Below are 14,385 nucleotides of genomic sequence, written 5' to 3' on the forward strand. Positions count from 1 at the left end.
TCGATCCTCGCAGGAGGGTCAGTCGGCGTCGACGGGAGCCACGAAGACCGTCAGCGGCCGGTGGGGGTCGCCTGCATCGACCTGCTCGATCCACCAGCGGCCGTCCTCGGACCTCCAGGCGGTCAGCCCGACCGGCACGGGGTCACCGGGGAACCGGGCTTCGGCCGCATGGTCCAGCGAGGCCAGGGAGGAGGTGATCGTGCTGGCCCCGACCCACGCCGGACGATCCACGTTGTCCTGCAGGTCGATGTCGGTGGGCAGGTCGCCGGTGACCTCCGCAACCGTGTGCGACAACAGCTTGGCGATGTCGTTGCCCAGCCGGCGACAGAACACCTCCGCCAGCGACTGCAGGTACCAGCGCTGCGCCACGGGAGGCGCGTTGAACCGTCGCCACAGGTCGTCGCCCACCAGCTGGCGGTCGCTGGCGATGGCCCGGGCGTTGTGCAGCTTGTCGGCCGCCGAGACGCGCAGGCTGGACTCGGGCACGGTCTCGAGGTGGGCGAGGTAGGCGACCTTGCGGTGCCGCCACGGGGGCTTGGGGTTGGTGTCGGCATCGGTGCAGTCGAAGACGATCCGCGCCACGTCGTCGCCGAAACGCGCCGAGATGTCGTCGGCGTCGATCCGTTCCGGCTGGTCCTCGAGCGCGTCGTGCAGCAACGCTGCGATGGCCTCGTCCTCGGTGCAGCCGGGCTGCTGGATCAGGAAGCTCGCCGCTCCCAGCAGGTGGGACATGTAGGGGATGGAGGAGTCCTTGCGGGACTGGTCGCGGTGCAGCTCGGCGGCCAGCTCGACGGCCTCGGCGAACCGGGGGCCGAGGACCAGGTGCGGATCGGTCTCGTCAGCCATCGGGCGCACCTCGGTGCGGCATGTCGTCGGACACGGGGGACCTCGATTCGGATGCAGGGGGAACGCACCGGTCACCGTACCCAGCCAGCGGGGGCGGCTCACCGGCTCCCGGCAGGTTGTGTTCAACCAACTGGTTGACAACGTGCGCGAGCCGGTGCAGAGTGTCTTCAACCGAACAGTTGAACACGAAGGAGGGTGGAGTGGCGGCAGACCCGCTGTCGAAGGTGTTCGCCGCGTTGGCTGACCCGACCAGACGGGACATGGTCGCCCGCTTGACCGACGCCGACGCGACCGTCAACGAGCTGGCCGAGCCCTACGACATGACCGTCCAGGCCATCTCCAAGCACGTGAAGGTGCTGGAGGACGCCGGTCTGGTCCGACGAAGCCGCGACGCGCAGCGCCGCCCGGTGCATCTGGAGGCGGAGGTGTTCGACCTGATGACCAAGTGGATCGAGCGCTACCGCCGACAGGCCGAGGAGCGCTACCGCCGGCTCGACGACCTCCTCGCCGAGATGCCCGATCCACCCCCTGCCCACGACCTGCCAGAAACCCCCGCCCAAGGAGAGACCCAGTGACCACCGTCCGTACCAACGACACCAACATCATCGTCGACGAGGAGGTCCCGCTCGTCCGGATCGTCCGCGAGTTCGACGCCCCGCCGGCGAAGGTCTTCGCCGCACACACCGACCCGGCGCTGGTCGTCCGCTGGCTGGGCCCCCGGGGCATGGCGATGACCCTCGACACCTGGGACTGCCGTCGGGGAGGGGAGTACCGCTACGTCCACGAGATGGGCGGTGAGGAGTACGCCTTCCACGGCTGCTTCCACGAGGTGCGCGCCGACGAGCGGATCGTGCAGACGTTCACCTACGAGGGCATGCCCGACAGCGTGGCGCTGGAGACGCTGACGCTGGAGGCGCTGCCGGGGGGACGGACCCGCCTGACGGGCACGTCGTTGGTGGATTCCTTCGAGGACCGCGACGCCTTCGTCGCCTCCGGCATGGAGCAGGGCGTGCGGGAGGGCTACGAGAAGCTCGACGAGGTGCTCCTCGCGCCGTAGGCGCGGTCAGGGGTGCCGCGCCGTAGGCGCGGTCAGGGTGCCGCGCCGTAGGAGCGGTCAGGGTGCCGCGCCGTAGGAGCGGTCAGGGTGCCGGCACGGTGTGCAGCTCGCCGCTGCCGGACTCGAAGGCCGTGGCGTTGCCGATCGTCGTCTCGGCGATGTTCTGCAGCGCCTCGGTCGTGAAGAAGGCCTGGTGGGCCGTGACCAGCACGTTGGGGAAGCTCAGCAGCCGAGCGAACGTGTCGTCGGTCAGCACCTCCTCGGAGTGGTCCTCGAAGAACAGGTCCGCCTCCTCCTCGTAGACGTCGATGGCCAGTCCGCCGAGGTGCCCTGACTTGAGGGCCTCGACCGCTGCGGCTGCATCCACCAGCCCACCTCGGGAGGTGTTGACCACCAGCGCCCCCTCCTGCATGCGACCGAACGCTGCGGCGTCCAGCAGGTGGTGGGTGTCGGCGGTCAATGGACAGTGGAGGCTGATGATGTGCGAACGCTCCAGCAGCTCGTCGAGCCCGACGTAGGTGCCACGGAGTCGAGGGATCTCCTCGTTGGGATACGGGTCGTGGGCCAGCACCTCGCAGTGGAACCCACGCATCAGCCGGGCGAAGACCGTGCCGATCGTGCCGGTCCCGACGATGCCGAGGGTCTTGCCGTGCACGTCGAACCCCTCGAGTCCGGCCAGGGAGAAGTTCTGGTCCCGGACACGGCTGTAGGCCCGGTGCAGCTTGCGGTTGAGGGCGAGGAGCAGCGCCACCGCGTGCTCGGCGACGGCGTAGGGGGAGTAGGCAGGCACCCGGGCGACGGGCATGCCCAGCCGGTCGGCAGCGTCGAGGTCGATGTGGTTGAACCCGGCCGACCGGGTCAGGACGAGACGCACCCCACCGTCGGCCAGCGTGTCCAGCGCCGTGGGGGAGGCGTCGTCGTTGACGAACAGGCACACGGCGTCGTGGCCGCCGCCGAGTGCGGCGGTCTCGGCGGTCAGCCGGGCCTCGAGGAACGTCAGCTCGTGCGGCGTGTCGAGCTGGGCGTTGGCCTCGGCCAGGTGGGCGCGGTCGTAGGGCTTGGTGCTGAACACGGCGATGCGCATGTCGGCATCCTCTCGTGCCCGAGGATGCGTCGGGAGTCAGGACCGGTCGATCAGCCCGATCTTGTCCTCGACCCGTGCCAGCCCCTCCGCGGCCTCGGCCACCGCCGGCAGGTGGCCGTTGATGTCGGCCAGCAGCTCGCGGCCCTGGTCGATCTCGCCCATCGACTCTCGCGTCAGCGCTTCCATGCGGGTCAGGTCCCTGCGGCCGCCGTCCAGCTCGACCAGTCCCTCCCGCATGACGGCGATGGCGTCGACGGCGTGGCCGTCGAGCTCGATCGCCCGGGCCTCGACCCGTTCCGCCACCGCCCGGGTGGCGTCCAGCGACTCGCGGGTGGCCCGCAGCTCGTCGCGCAGTTCCTCCAGCAGCCGGGGGATCGTGGCGAGGTCGGGGACCGCACGCAGCACGTCGGCGGGCAGCGAGGACAGCGTGCGCAGGAGAGAGGTGGCCATGGTCTCGGGGTACCCGTGGGCGGGGATGGACAACCACCCACGGGCCGGCACCTATGTGCCGGGGGCGGGGTAGGGGTTCTCGCGCAGCAGGCGGGCGACGTGGGCCAGGTTGGTGGCGACCGTCCTGGTGGTGCTCGCGACACGGTCGGGCACCTCGTCGAGGTCCTTGTAGTCCGTGGATCCCATGGCCTCGCCGACCCAGTAGGTCTGGGCCGCGGAGGGGATGGTGAAGCCGATGTCGGCCAGGCCCTGGTAGACCTGGGCTGCGACGGCGTGGGCCCCGTCCTCGTTGCCGACGGTGACGAGCCCGCCGACCTTGCCGGCCATCAGCTGACGGCCGTCGTCGTCGGTTTCGCTGATCCAGCCGTCGAGCCGTTCGAGGACCCGGCGACAGGTCGACGACGGGTTGCCCAGCCACACGGGCGTGCCGACCACCAGGATGTCGGCGTCGAGCACCTTCTGGGCGATGTCGGGCCATTCGTCGCCGGGGCCGATGGCATCGGAGGACGTGCCCGGCTGGATGTCGTGGGCAGCAGCACGGACGAAGGTGCTGGTGACGGCGTGGTGGGCCAGCTCCTCGGTGAGCTGCTCGAGGAGCACCTGGGTGCTGGACTCCGCTTCGGCCTTGAGGGAACAGTTGATCGCGAGGCAGGTGAGTGTGTCGGTCATGGCACTTGCGGTTCCCCGACAGCGGCCGTCCGACACACGGGTCTGTCCGCGAGGCGGCAGAGGTCAACGGCAGGGATCGGCGCCCGGGCTGCCCGGCAGCGGCTTCACGCCTCCGGTGCGACGTCCTCGGTCACGGCGATGAGCGCGGCGTTGACGATGCTGCCGGTGTTGATGCCGGCGATCTCGTGCAGGTCCGCGATCGTGCCGGACTCGCCGAACCGGTCGACCCCGAGGGTGTACTGCCTGGTGCCGACCGCCGACCCCAGCCAGGCGAGGCTGTGGCTGGCCGCGTCGTGCACGCTGACGATCGGACGGCGCCGCTCCGCCGGCGGGATCAGCCGGTGCAGGTGGCTGGGCGCGCGGACGACCCGGGCGGTGGCGACGGCCTGCGCGAACCCGGCCCGCCAGCTGCGGTAGACCCGGTCGGGGCTGGTCAGGTGGACCACGCTTGCCTGCACGCCCTCGGCGTCGAGCTCGGCGGCGGCCTCCAGCGCCTCGGGCGCCATCACCCCGGTGGTGACGATGGTCACGCCGGGCCGGTCGTCGGGACCGGCGTCGACCAGCCGGTAGCCACCGGCCAGCACGTGGGCGCGCAGCCGCTCCTCACCCATCGTGTCCAGCGCTGCGGCGAACGGGGCCTGGTCGATGGGGCGCGTCGACAGCCGCAGGTAGGCGCTGCGACCGTCGTCGTCGCCGAGCCGCTGGAGCGCGTCGCACAGCAGCCAGTCGACCTCGGTGGCGTAGGCCGGCTCGGAGTAGTCGAGGTTGGGCAGCTCGGCACCCACCGACGCGGTGATCGTGGACTGGTGGGCGCCGCCCTCGGGTGCCAGCGTGACGCCGGCGGGGGTGCCGGCGACGACGAAGCGCGCGTCGTTGTAGATGCCGTAGATCAGCGCGTCGAGGCCACGCAGCACGAACGGGTCGTAGACGGTGCCGACCGGGAGCAGGTGCTGGCCGTGGTGGTCGTGGCTGAGGCCCAGCTGGCCGAGCAGCATGAACAGGTTCATCTCGCTGATGCCCAGCTCGATGTGCTGGCCGGTCGGGCCAGGTGCCCACTTGAGCAGCCGGTCCGCGCCACCGTGGTCGTCGCGCTCGGTGTGGGCGTACACACCCCGCTTGTTGATCCAGCCGCCCAGGTTGGTCGAGATGGACACGTCCGGGGCGGTGGTGACGATGCGGGCGCCGACCTCGTCGATGTCGGCCAGGCTGGCCAGCACCCGACCGAAGGCTTCCTGGGTGGACTGCGAGCCCTTCTGGACCACCCGGCGGGACGCGGCAGGGATGGGGAGTGCCGGCCGCGAGGCGGGCGGCGCGTTGTTGATCTCCCCGCCGACGGCGCGGCACAGCCGGCCGGCATCGGAGTCGGGGGCGAAACGGTCCCACTCGGTGGACTCGTCCAGGCCCAGTCGGGCGCGGAACTCCTCGATCTGCTCGGGCGGCAGCAGCGCCGCGTGGTTCATGGGGTCGCCGGCCATCGGCAGGCCGTGGCCCTTGATGGTGTAGGCGAAGACGACCGACGGCCGGTCGGCCTCGGCATCGCATTCGGCGAAGCTGTCCAGCAGCAGGCCGTGGTCGTGGCCGCCGAGGTCGGTCACCAGGCTGGTCAGCGCGGCGTCGTCGAGCTCGTCGGCGATCCGGTGGACGGCGTCGTCGGCACCGGCGAGGAACGCCTTGCGGACGTCGGCGGGGTCGAGGCCGAACAGCTGCTGGTAGGCCTCGTTGGTCATCCCGTCGATGCGGTCGCGCAGGGCGTCGCCGCCGGGCCGGGCGAACGCCTCGGTCAGCCGGGCGCCGTACTTGGCCTCGGCGACGTGCCAGCCGGCGTCGGCGAAGAACCGCTTCAGCCGGGTGGCAGCGATGTCGGGGATGACCCGGTCCAGGCTCTGCCGGTTCAGGTCGACGACCATCGTGAAGTTGCCGAGCCCCTGGGTGGCGGGGTCGGCGATGGCCTCCCAGACGTTGCCCTCGTCCAGCTCCGCGTCGCCGACCAGCGCGATGAAGCGGGAGCGGTCCTGCTCGCCGAAGTGGGAGTCGGTGTAGCGACGGGTCAGCGCGGAGAACAACGGGGCGACGGCGCCGAGGCCGACCGAGCCGGTGGAGAAGTCCGCGACGTCGGGGTCCTTGGTGCGCGACGGGTAGGCCTGCAGGCCACCGCGCTGGCGCAGGGTGGTCAGGTAGGACCGGTCCAGCTCGCCCGTCAGGTACTTGATCGCGTGGTAGACCGGCGAGGCGTGGGGTTTGACGGCGACCTTGTCGCTGCCGTCGATGTGGCCGAACCACAGGGCGGTCATGATCGACACCATCGAGGCGCACGAGGCCTGGTGGCCGCCGACCTTGATGTCGGCCTTCTCGCGGCTGTTGGCGTGGTCGATGATCCGGGTGGCCAGCCACAGGACCCGCTGCTCGATCTCGGCCAGCGTGGTCAGGTCGGGGCGCGGCTCGTGGGTGCGCGGCTGGCTCATCGGGTGTCGTCCTTGCTCGTGGGCCGGTCGGGGTTCGTGGTCTGGTCGAGGTAGCTGATCAGCGCGGTCGACGCCGCGGTCAGGTGGTGGTGCAGCAGCTCGATCGCGGAGGGGGCATCGCCGGCTCGGCAGGCCTCCAGCAGCGCGAGGTGCTCGGCGTCGGAGTGTCGCGCACCGTCGAGCCCCTGTGTGTACAGCAGGACGTAGGGGGCCACCGCGGCGTTGAGGATCTCCACCATCGCCAGCCCCCGCTGCCAGCCCGAGGCCCGGTACAGGGCCCGGTGGAACCGCCAGTTCGCCTCGGTCAGCGATCCCTCGTCGCTCAGGGCCAGCTCGGCCTCGGCGAGGTCGACGATCGACAGGTTCGGCATGGCCTGCTGCAGCAGCCGTGGCTCCATCGCCAGGCGCAGCGCGTAGTTCTCCTCCGCGTCGGCCGCGGTCAGCTCGGGCACGACGGCCCCGCGGTTGGGCTCGAAGCGGACCAGTCCCATGGCGGCAAGCCGCTGCAGCGCCTCACGCACCGGGATCTTGCTGGTGCCGAAGCGGTCGGCCAGCTCGTCCTGGCGGATCCACGAGCCGGGGGCGAGCGAACCTCGGAGCATGTCGGCCACGAGCAGGCCCTGGACACGGTCGACGGTTGACATGCGGATAATCGTATACGATCATGCGTCGGCATGACGCTCGATGACCTCCCCCGCACCCCGCTGCTCTTCGGTCCCTCGCCCCTGCATCCCCTTCCCCGCCTGAGCGAGGCGCTCGGCGGCGACGTCGAGATCTGGGCCAAGCGGGAGGACTGCAACTCGGGCATCGCCTTCGGCGGCAACAAGGTCCGCAAGCTGGAGTACCTCGTCGCCGATGCCCTGGCCAAGGGCTGCGACACGCTGGTCTCCATCGGTGGGATCCAGTCCAACCACACCCGGCAGGTGACCGGTGTCGCCCGCCACCTGGGGCTGGAGGCCGTGACCGTGCAGGAGGGCTGGGTCGACTACAACGACATGGCCTACGACAAGGTCGGCAACATCCAGCTGACCCGGATCATGGGCGGTGATGTGCGGATCGACCCGGCGGGCTTCGACATCGGCATCCGCGACTCGTGGGAGCGGGCGCTGGAGTCCGTTCGCGAGGCCGGCGGCACCCCGTATCCGATCCCGGCCGGCGCGTCGGACCATCCCCTCGGCGGGCTGGGGTTCGCCCGCTGGGCGGTTGAGGTCGAGGCGCAGGAGGCCGAACGCGACACGTTCTTCGACACCGTGATCGTGTGCACGGTGACCGGGTCCAGCCACGCCGGCATGATCGCCGGCTTCGCCCTGTCCGACCGCCCCGGACGGCGGGTCCTCGGCATCGACGCCTCGGCAACGCTGGAGAGGACCGTCGACCAGGTGACCCGCATCGCCACCAACACCGCGAAGAAGATCGAGCTCGGCCGGCCCCTGCGCGACGACGAGATCACCGTCGTGCCCGGCTACGAAGGTCCGGCCTACGGGATCCCCGATGCCCAGACGGTCGAGGCCATCCACCTGGCCGCCCGAACCGAGGGCATGCTGACCGACCCGGTGTACGAGGGGAAGTCGATGGCCGGCCTGATCGGCATGATCCGCTCCGGCGAGATCCCCGCCGGCTCGCGGGTCCTGTACTGCCACCTCGGCGGCCAGCCGGCCCTGCCCGCCTACGCCGGCTTCCCGGGCCTGGGCTCCCCGGAACGCGAATTGTCGCACTGACTCGACGTCAGGCAGGGCGTTCCGGGGTGCGATCTGGTTGCGCTCGACAGACACGGGTCCGGCCCGGACGGGCGGGTCAGGACGACCGTTCGCCGAACCGTCACTCGATGACGGCCAGCACGGCGCCCTGGGCCACCCCGTCGCCCTCGGGGACGACATGCCGAAGCGTGCCGGAGGCCGGGGCAGGGACGTCGTTGGAGACCTTGTCGACCTGGACCTCCGCGATCACCTGACCCGCCTCGACGGTCTCGCCGTCGAGCGCGAACCAGGTGCCGACGACGCCCTCGATGTCGGGGTCCTTCGACATCACGGGGAACGTGACCTGGGTGCTCATGCCATCAGGTCCCGCACCGCCGCCGCGATCTTGTCGCGGGTGGGCAACACGCCGTGCTCCATCGGCCGGGCGTAGGGGATCGGGACGTCCGGAACGGCGAGTCGCCGCATCGGCTTCGCGAGCATCGTCGGGTCGGTCTCGGTGACGATCGCGGCGATCTCACCGGTCAGCCCGTAGCTGCGGTAGTCCTCGTCGACGACCAGCAGTCGGCCGGTCTTCGCCACGGACGCGAGGACGGTCTCGGTGTCCAGGGGCACCAGGCTGCGAAGGTCGACGACCTCCACGCTGATGCCGTCGGCCTCGAGGTCCTCGGCCACGTCCAGGCTGTGCTGGACCGACAGCGACAGCGTGACGATGGTGACATCGGTGCCCTCCCTGGCGATCGCGGCCTCACCGATGGGGACGGTGTAGGACTCCTCCGGTACCGGCGCGATGGACCGTGGGTTCTTCTCCATCCACACCAAGCCCTGCGCGCCCTTGTGGAACAGGAACAGGACCGGGTTGTCGTCCCGGATGGCGGAGATCATCAGGCCCTTGGCGTCGTAGGGATTGGACGGCACCACGACCTTGATGCCGGGCAGGTGCGCGAACGTGCCCCACAGGCACTGGCTGTGCTGCGCGGCGTCGGAGTAGCCCGCGCCGACGGCAGCCATCAGCACCATCGGGACCTTCACGGCGCCGCCGGACTCGTAGTGGATCTTGGCCATGTGGTTGGTGATCTGATCCATGCAGACGCCGTAGAAGTCGACGAACATCAGCTCGACGACTGGCCGCAGCCCCTCGACGGCTGCGCCGATCCCGGCACCGATGAATCCTGTCTCGGAGATGGGGGTGTCGATGACCCGGTCGGCGCCGAACTCGCCGAAGAGGTCGGTCGTGGATCCGAAGATGCCGCCGTACGCGCCGACGTCCTCGCCCATGACGAAGACGTCGGGGTTGGTGCGCATCTCGGTGGCGATGCCCTCGGCCATCGCCTTGGCGGTGGTGATCCGGCGGACCGGGGCCTGGACTGTGGTGGTGCTCATGATGATCTGTCCTCTCGGTTCGGCTAGGCGAAGACGTGCAGCAGGGCGTCGGCGGCGGTCGGTTCGGGACTCTCCTTGGCGAAGGCGATGGCGGCGTCGACCTCGGCATCGGCCTCTGCCTGGACCGACTCCACGTCCTCGCTGGTCAGGAGCCCCCGGTCGATCAGCTCGGCGGCGTAGGCCGGGATCGGGTCTCGCTCGTCGACCGTGTCGAGCTCGGCGCCCCGGTAGGCCTGGGCGTCACCCTCGAAGTGGCCCCACAGCCGGAGGGTGTGGATCTCCAGCAGGCTCGGTCCCTCGCCGGCGCGGGCCCGTCGGATCGCCGCACCGGCGGCATCGAAGACCGCCTCGACGTCGTTGTCCTCGACCCGCACGCCGGGGATGCCGTAGCCAGCCGCACGGTCGGCGTTGGAGGTGTTGGCCGTCGACTGGGACCGGGGCACGGAGATGGCCCAGTCGTTGTCCTCGATGACGAACACGACGGGCAGGTTCCACAGGGCGGCGAGGTTCAGCGACTCGTGGAAGGCGCCTTGGTTGGCGGCGCCCTCACCGGCAACGGCGATGGCAACGTGGTCGGTGCCCTTCCGCTTGAAGGCCAGTGCCTGTCCGCAGGCCACGGGGTAGCCCTGGGCGATGATCCCGGAGCACGAGAAGTGGTTCTCCGGGTCGAACAGGTGCATGTGCCCTCCCTTGCCCTTGCACAGGCCGGTGGTGCGCCCGTAGATCTCCGCCGTCATCGCCTTCATGTCCACGCCATGTGCCAGCGCGAAGTGGTGAGGGCGGTGCGGCGCGGTGATGGCGTCGCCCTGCTTCAGATGGGCGGTGACACCCACGGCGGCAGGTTCCTGTCCGGCGGACAGGTGCATCTCGCCGGGGATGAGGCCGGCGCCGATGTCCCAGGCCGGCGTCTTGTCGGCGTGGTACTCCTGCAGGATCCGGGACTCGTAGCGGCGGATCCGCACCATCTGGCGGTACATGGCGAGTCGATCGAGGTCAGTCATCGGGTCTCCTTCTTCAGTGGGTCGGCTCTTGCGGTACTGAGGCCTGGAGGGCGACAGCCGGTCCTCGGGCCGGCTGGGTCGGTGGCGGTTGCGGACACGTGCGGTCGGCGCGGTCGGGGGAACGGCGCGGGGGGAGGGAGAGCAAGCCGGAGCAGGCGGCGTGTCGCATCGTCCGGGCCACGTCGATGACGACTGGGCCGTTGCCGTGGAGGGTCACCATGGGCACGTCGGCTGGCCCGAACCGGAAGATGCGCTCGCCGTCGATGGCCAGGACACCAGCGGTGGCCGTCACTCGGATGGGTTGATTCGCGTGCAGGGTCTGGACCGCAGCGACGTCGACGTCGACCAACCTTCCCGGGGCGATGGGGGCGCGGACGCGTGCCACCGCAGGCTGCCCCAGCCGGACGATCAGCCCGTCGGCGTCGTCGCGGCCGACGGGCCGCAGGTGGGCACCGATCGCCGACAGCCCGATGCTGTGTGGCTCGGCGAGGCACAGGTACAGCTCGCAGACCTCGGCGGCATCGGTGACCGCGCCAGCTCCGGTGCCGTCGGCGCGGGTGACCGCGACGTCGACGACCGCGTGGTGGACGCGTGCGCCGTGCTGGACGGTCAGCCACCGGGCGGGCGTCCCGGCATCGACAGGGCGGACCCTGCCCAACGCGACGAGCCCTGCCGCGATCCCGGCGACGCTGGCCTCGGCAGGCTGCGGGAAGGCGTTGTTGGTCCCGGTCGACAGCGGCATCAACGGCGTGTCACCGCAGGCCGAGAGCACCTTGCGATTGGTGCCGTCGCCGCCGATGACGACGATCGCCCCGACCCCGGCGCGGACCATCGAGGTGACCGCGGAGACGGTGTCGACCGCCGTTTGGGTCACCGGATGGTTCACGAACGCCACCTCCGGCCAGGTGTCCGCCGACGGCCGGTCGACCATCGAGGCGAGCCCTGCGGAGATGCCGCCGCCGTCCTGCATCGACAGGACACGCTCGACGCCCACGCTGCCGAGGCCCGCCAGCACCCGCCGGACGATGTTGAGCTTGTCGTGGGTCGTCACCGCGGCACCGTCGGCGACGAGCCGTCGGATGTCGCGCGCGGACGCGGGGTTCGCGACGAGACCAACGACACCCATGACCCGGGCTCCATCTCCTCCCGGTCGGCTCCAGGGGAGGGCTGGCAGCATTGCACGGCCCGGGTGCGCGCACCACCCCTCCGGTTCGCTCGTGGGCGACGTCGGCCCTTTAGCGCCGCAGTTCGGCGACCTGCTCGTCTGGCGGAGACGGTGGGATTCGAACCCACGGAGCCATTGCTGACTCGACGGTTTTCAAGACCGTTCCCTTCGTCCGCTCGGGCACGTCTCCGAAGGAGGGAGGAGTCTACTGCCCGCCCGGCGCAGGCAGGTCCTCCACCATCTGCTTGAGGTTGGCGAGGTTCTTGGAGAGGTCACGGCGGTAGCGCATGACGATGAACTTCTCGCTGATCCGGCCGAAGAAGCCGCTGAGGCCGAACGCGGTCTGCTCGGCGATGACCATCGTCTTTCCCTGGATCGGCCGATAGCTGTAGGCCAGCTCCCACTGCAGCGGGGCGACGACGCTGCGCAGCCGGTAGCCGCGCTGCGGTGCGTACTCCACGACGTCAGCCTCCCACTCCACGGTCTTGCCGATCACCTTGGTCGCGCCGATGATCCGGCAGCCCAGCGCCATCGGCCCCTTCGGCTCGTAGCGCGTGGTGTTCACGCTGATCCGGGGGATGTTGGTCGGGTCGGAGTGGAAGCCCCACACCTGCTCGACCGGTCTGTTGATGAGGATCTGTTCCTGCGCCTGCGCCAACGCTTCGGCCCTTCGTGTCGACTGCGTGCGCAGCGTAACCCCTCGCACCCCTGCGCACTCAGACGAGGGTGTCGAAGCCGTTGGCAGCGGACAGGCCGTCGTCGACGATGTCGGCCAGCTGGTCCAGCAGTCCGCCGCCGCGCGGCGTCTCGCCCAGCATCAGCGTGCGGACGTCGGTGTAGGCGTGTCGCAGCTCCCTGGTGACCCGGGACCGGCTGCGGACCTTGTCCTCGTCGAAGTCGTCGAAGGCCGTCAGGGACGCGAAGTCACCGACCCCGTCGGCCTCCCGGAGGGCGACCTCGACCGCGACGCCGAGCCGCGTGCGCATGTCGGCGACGTTGCCGATGAGGCCCTCGTTGTCGAGCAGGGCGTCCAGCGCCTCGCGCAGCTGGCTGACCTCGGCCGCGATCTTCCTGGCGGCGAGGTCCGACAGCCGTCGACCCTCACCGGCTCGCCCGGCATGCAGGCCGGTCTGGACGCCGAGGGCGGCGAAGAACCCGGTGCCACCGTCGAGCAGGGTGAGGTCCTCGCCGGCCCGTCCGGTGATGACGACGCCACCGCCGTCCTCGATGTGGGCGTTCACGTCCTCGAGCGCGTCGATGAGCGAGATGATGTCGGCCACGCTGTCGGTGGCGGGATCGAGGTCGATGTCGACGCCGTTGACCGAGATCCTCCCGGCCGTCACCGACTGGAACTGCGGGATCGTTGCCATCGGCGCGTCGACGGAGCCGTCGGTGCCGTTGGCCTGCCCCAGCTCGTCCAGCTTCAGCGCAGCGATCAGCCCGGACGTGTCGTCGGAGATCTCCAGGTTCTTGTCCGACCCGCCCTCGATGGTGGTGATCGACACCCGTTCGGTCTCGGCGTCGTAGGACGCAGTCACCCCGGCGACCGTTGCCTCGATACGGGCCAGGACGTCGTTGAGCGAGTCGGAGGCGTTGACGGCGACGGCGACGCCGTTGAGCAGGAACTGGCCATCGCGGATGACGGTGCCCTCCTCGAACCGGGAGCTCGCCAGCCCCACGCCATCGAAGGGGTCGTCCGGGTCGATGGCGCCGTCCCTGCTGGCGAACGCCTCCAGCGTGAAGGTGTCGCCCTCCTGCAGCTCGACCCCGCCGGCGAACTCGAGGTACAGATCGCCCTTGAGGACCTTCATCTCCCTCGTGCGGGTGGAGTCGGGGTGGAGCTTGAACGTGTCGACCCGGTCGCCGTTGGCGTCGGTCACGTCGATCGACCGGCCGTCGTTGCTGGTGACGGTGAAGGTCAGGACCTCGTCGTTGGTGCCCGTCCACAGGCCCTGCACCGTGACGTCGCGCCCGCCCGATGCGGACCACTGGGGTGTCCGCGTCGACAGCTGGGTGGCTTCGGTGTTGACCTCCACCCGTGAACGGAGGACCGCGCCGTCGCCGGTCGCCTGCATGACGGGGTTCGTGCCCCGAATGGTTGCCGAGGAGGCACGGGCGCCTCGAGCGCGGGTCTTCCGCAGGACCGCCCGCAGGTCGCCGATCTCGTCGTCGACCCGACGCAGCTGGGTCCGCAGCGTCTCGTTGCTGGGGCCAGCGGACTGCGGGGTCCGTCGGGTGAACTGATAGCCGGCAGCACTGCGCACGCCGAACGTGCCGTTGCCGATCTGCATCCGTGCCGACCTCCAAGCCATCGCCCACCGTCCGTGGTGGGCCCGTACATCACCTCATCGACACATCGTCAGTCCGACTTGAACGAAGTTCCTGAACGGTCGGCCAGCGGGAGGCACGGCGCGTCAGGTTTCGCCCGGTGGCCGACGCCGGTACACTCCCCGCTCCACTTGGAGGCGTCGCATAGCCAGGTCTAGTGCGCTTCACTGCTAATGAAGTTTGGGTTAACCCCCATCGAGGGTTCGAATCCCTCCGCCTCCGCTCCTGTACCAGGTCGTCCGGATG

The 14,385-nt window shown here is 70.2% G+C and carries 15 protein-coding genes and 2 tRNA genes; 4 read left to right on the top strand and 13 right to left on the bottom strand.

The window, feature by feature from the left end:
• Positions 1-18: 18 nt before the first annotated feature.
• Positions 19-846 (bottom strand): HD domain-containing protein, encoded by an 828-nt coding sequence (locus DVS28_RS02710; RefSeq protein ID WP_114590088.1) that lies wholly within the window; start codon positions 844-846, stop codon positions 19-21.
• Between the two features lie 200 nt (positions 847-1,046).
• Here DVS28_RS02710 and DVS28_RS02715 point away from each other — a divergent pair, with 200 nt between their 5' ends.
• Positions 1,047-1,421 (top strand): ArsR/SmtB family transcription factor, encoded by a 375-nt coding sequence (locus tag DVS28_RS02715; protein ID WP_114590089.1) that lies wholly within the window; start codon positions 1,047-1,049, stop codon positions 1,419-1,421.
• A complete protein-coding gene (locus DVS28_RS02720; protein ID WP_114590090.1) occupies positions 1,418-1,903 on the top strand; it encodes an SRPBCC family protein in 486 nt (161 codons plus the stop codon). The genes DVS28_RS02715 and DVS28_RS02720 overlap by 4 nt, the downstream gene beginning before the upstream one ends.
• Before the next feature lie 82 nt (positions 1,904-1,985).
• Here DVS28_RS02720 and DVS28_RS02725 read toward each other — a convergent pair whose 3' ends face one another.
• The 5 genes from DVS28_RS02725 to DVS28_RS02745 all read right to left on the bottom strand — a co-directional run bounded on the left by DVS28_RS02725 (position 1,986) and on the right by DVS28_RS02745 (position 7,212).
• Complete coding sequence (locus DVS28_RS02725; RefSeq protein WP_114590091.1) at positions 1,986-2,987, bottom strand: 2-hydroxyacid dehydrogenase; 1,002 nt, start codon at positions 2,985-2,987, stop codon at positions 1,986-1,988.
• Positions 2,988-3,023: 36 nt separating this feature from the next.
• Entirely contained in the window at positions 3,024-3,437 is a 414-nt protein-coding gene (locus DVS28_RS02730; protein WP_164709848.1) for a hypothetical protein, read from the bottom strand.
• Between the two features lie 51 nt (positions 3,438-3,488).
• Positions 3,489-4,106 (bottom strand): flavodoxin family protein, encoded by a 618-nt coding sequence (locus DVS28_RS02735; RefSeq protein WP_114590093.1) that lies wholly within the window; start codon positions 4,104-4,106, stop codon positions 3,489-3,491.
• A 104-nt stretch (positions 4,107-4,210) separates the two neighbouring features.
• Complete coding sequence (locus DVS28_RS02740; protein WP_114590094.1) at positions 4,211-6,568, bottom strand: transketolase-like TK C-terminal-containing protein; 2,358 nt, start codon at positions 6,566-6,568, stop codon at positions 4,211-4,213.
• Positions 6,565-7,212, bottom strand: coding sequence for a GntR family transcriptional regulator (locus DVS28_RS02745; protein WP_114590095.1), 648 nt, complete (start codon positions 7,210-7,212; stop codon positions 6,565-6,567). The genes DVS28_RS02740 and DVS28_RS02745 overlap by 4 nt, the downstream gene beginning before the upstream one ends.
• A gap of 30 nt (positions 7,213-7,242) precedes the next feature.
• Here DVS28_RS02745 and DVS28_RS02750 point away from each other — a divergent pair, with 30 nt between their 5' ends.
• Positions 7,243-8,286 carry a 1-aminocyclopropane-1-carboxylate deaminase gene (locus tag DVS28_RS02750; RefSeq protein ID WP_114590096.1) on the top strand — a complete coding sequence of 348 codons (1,044 nt, stop codon included), beginning with the start codon at positions 7,243-7,245 and terminating at the stop codon, positions 8,284-8,286.
• A 100-nt stretch (positions 8,287-8,386) separates the two neighbouring features.
• Here DVS28_RS02750 and DVS28_RS02755 read toward each other — a convergent pair whose 3' ends face one another.
• The 7 genes from DVS28_RS02755 to DVS28_RS02785 form a co-directional block, all read right to left on the bottom strand.
• The gene (locus tag DVS28_RS02755; RefSeq protein WP_114590097.1) at positions 8,387-8,620 is read right to left on the bottom strand and encodes a biotin/lipoyl-containing protein; all 234 of its coding nucleotides are present in this window, start codon (positions 8,618-8,620) and stop codon (positions 8,387-8,389) included.
• Positions 8,617-9,645 carry an alpha-ketoacid dehydrogenase subunit beta gene (locus DVS28_RS02760; protein WP_114590098.1) on the bottom strand — a complete coding sequence of 343 codons (1,029 nt, stop codon included), beginning with the start codon at positions 9,643-9,645 and terminating at the stop codon, positions 8,617-8,619. The genes DVS28_RS02755 and DVS28_RS02760 overlap by 4 nt, the downstream gene beginning before the upstream one ends.
• A 23-nt stretch (positions 9,646-9,668) precedes the next feature.
• Positions 9,669-10,646, bottom strand: a complete 978-nt coding sequence (locus DVS28_RS02765) for a thiamine pyrophosphate-dependent dehydrogenase E1 component subunit alpha (RefSeq protein WP_114590099.1) — start codon at positions 10,644-10,646, stop codon at positions 9,669-9,671.
• A 13-nt stretch (positions 10,647-10,659) separates the two neighbouring features.
• A complete protein-coding gene (locus DVS28_RS02770; RefSeq protein WP_164709849.1) occupies positions 10,660-11,772 on the bottom strand; it encodes an NAD(+)/NADH kinase in 1,113 nt (370 codons plus the stop codon).
• A 139-nt stretch (positions 11,773-11,911) separates the two neighbouring features.
• Positions 11,912-12,001 (bottom strand) — tRNA-Ser (locus tag DVS28_RS02775).
• 15 nt (positions 12,002-12,016) lie between these two features.
• Positions 12,017-12,469: an SRPBCC family protein gene (locus tag DVS28_RS02780; RefSeq protein WP_164709850.1), complete on the bottom strand. Its 453-nt coding sequence runs from the start codon at positions 12,467-12,469 to the stop codon at positions 12,017-12,019.
• 58 nt (positions 12,470-12,527) lie between these two features.
• Complete coding sequence (locus DVS28_RS02785) at positions 12,528-14,102, bottom strand: hypothetical protein (protein ID WP_114590102.1); 1,575 nt, start codon at positions 14,100-14,102, stop codon at positions 12,528-12,530.
• A gap of 170 nt (positions 14,103-14,272) precedes the next feature.
• On the opposite strand from DVS28_RS02785, the gene DVS28_RS02790 reads away from it, so the two are divergent.
• Positions 14,273-14,361: transfer RNA gene (locus DVS28_RS02790), tRNA-Ser, on the top strand.
• Positions 14,362-14,385: the final 24 nt, after the last annotated feature.

It is taken from the genome of Euzebya pacifica (assembly GCF_003344865.1).
In the GTDB taxonomy this organism is placed as follows: domain Bacteria; phylum Actinomycetota; class Nitriliruptoria; order Euzebyales; family Euzebyaceae; genus Euzebya; species Euzebya pacifica.

What these genes read in the sequence shown, in the direction of transcription:
- DVS28_RS02770 (WP_164709849.1), bottom strand. Translation starts at nt 11,772, where the DNA reads ATGGGTGTCGTTGGTCTCGTCGCGAACCCCGCGTCCGCGCGCGACATC.
- DVS28_RS02730 (WP_164709848.1), bottom strand. Translation starts at nt 3,437, where the DNA reads ATGGCCACCTCTCTCCTGCGCACGCTGTCCTCGCTGCCCGCCGACGTG.
- DVS28_RS02710 (WP_114590088.1), bottom strand. Translation starts at nt 846, where the DNA reads ATGGCTGACGAGACCGATCCGCACCTGGTCCTCGGCCCCCGGTTCGCC.
- DVS28_RS02765 (WP_114590099.1), bottom strand. Translation starts at nt 10,646, where the DNA reads ATGACTGACCTCGATCGACTCGCCATGTACCGCCAGATGGTGCGGATC.
- DVS28_RS02725 (WP_114590091.1), bottom strand. Translation starts at nt 2,987, where the DNA reads ATGCGCATCGCCGTGTTCAGCACCAAGCCCTACGACCGCGCCCACCTG.
- DVS28_RS02785 (WP_114590102.1), bottom strand. Translation starts at nt 14,102, where the DNA reads ATGCAGATCGGCAACGGCACGTTCGGCGTGCGCAGTGCTGCCGGCTAT.
- DVS28_RS02750 (WP_114590096.1), top strand. Translation starts at nt 7,243, where the DNA reads ATGACGCTCGATGACCTCCCCCGCACCCCGCTGCTCTTCGGTCCCTCG.
- DVS28_RS02735 (WP_114590093.1), bottom strand. Translation starts at nt 4,106, where the DNA reads ATGACCGACACACTCACCTGCCTCGCGATCAACTGTTCCCTCAAGGCC.
- DVS28_RS02755 (WP_114590097.1), bottom strand. Translation starts at nt 8,620, where the DNA reads ATGAGCACCCAGGTCACGTTCCCCGTGATGTCGAAGGACCCCGACATC.
- DVS28_RS02745 (WP_114590095.1), bottom strand. Translation starts at nt 7,212, where the DNA reads ATGTCAACCGTCGACCGTGTCCAGGGCCTGCTCGTGGCCGACATGCTC.
- DVS28_RS02760 (WP_114590098.1), bottom strand. Translation starts at nt 9,645, where the DNA reads ATGAGCACCACCACAGTCCAGGCCCCGGTCCGCCGGATCACCACCGCC.
- DVS28_RS02740 (WP_114590094.1), bottom strand. Translation starts at nt 6,568, where the DNA reads ATGAGCCAGCCGCGCACCCACGAGCCGCGCCCCGACCTGACCACGCTG.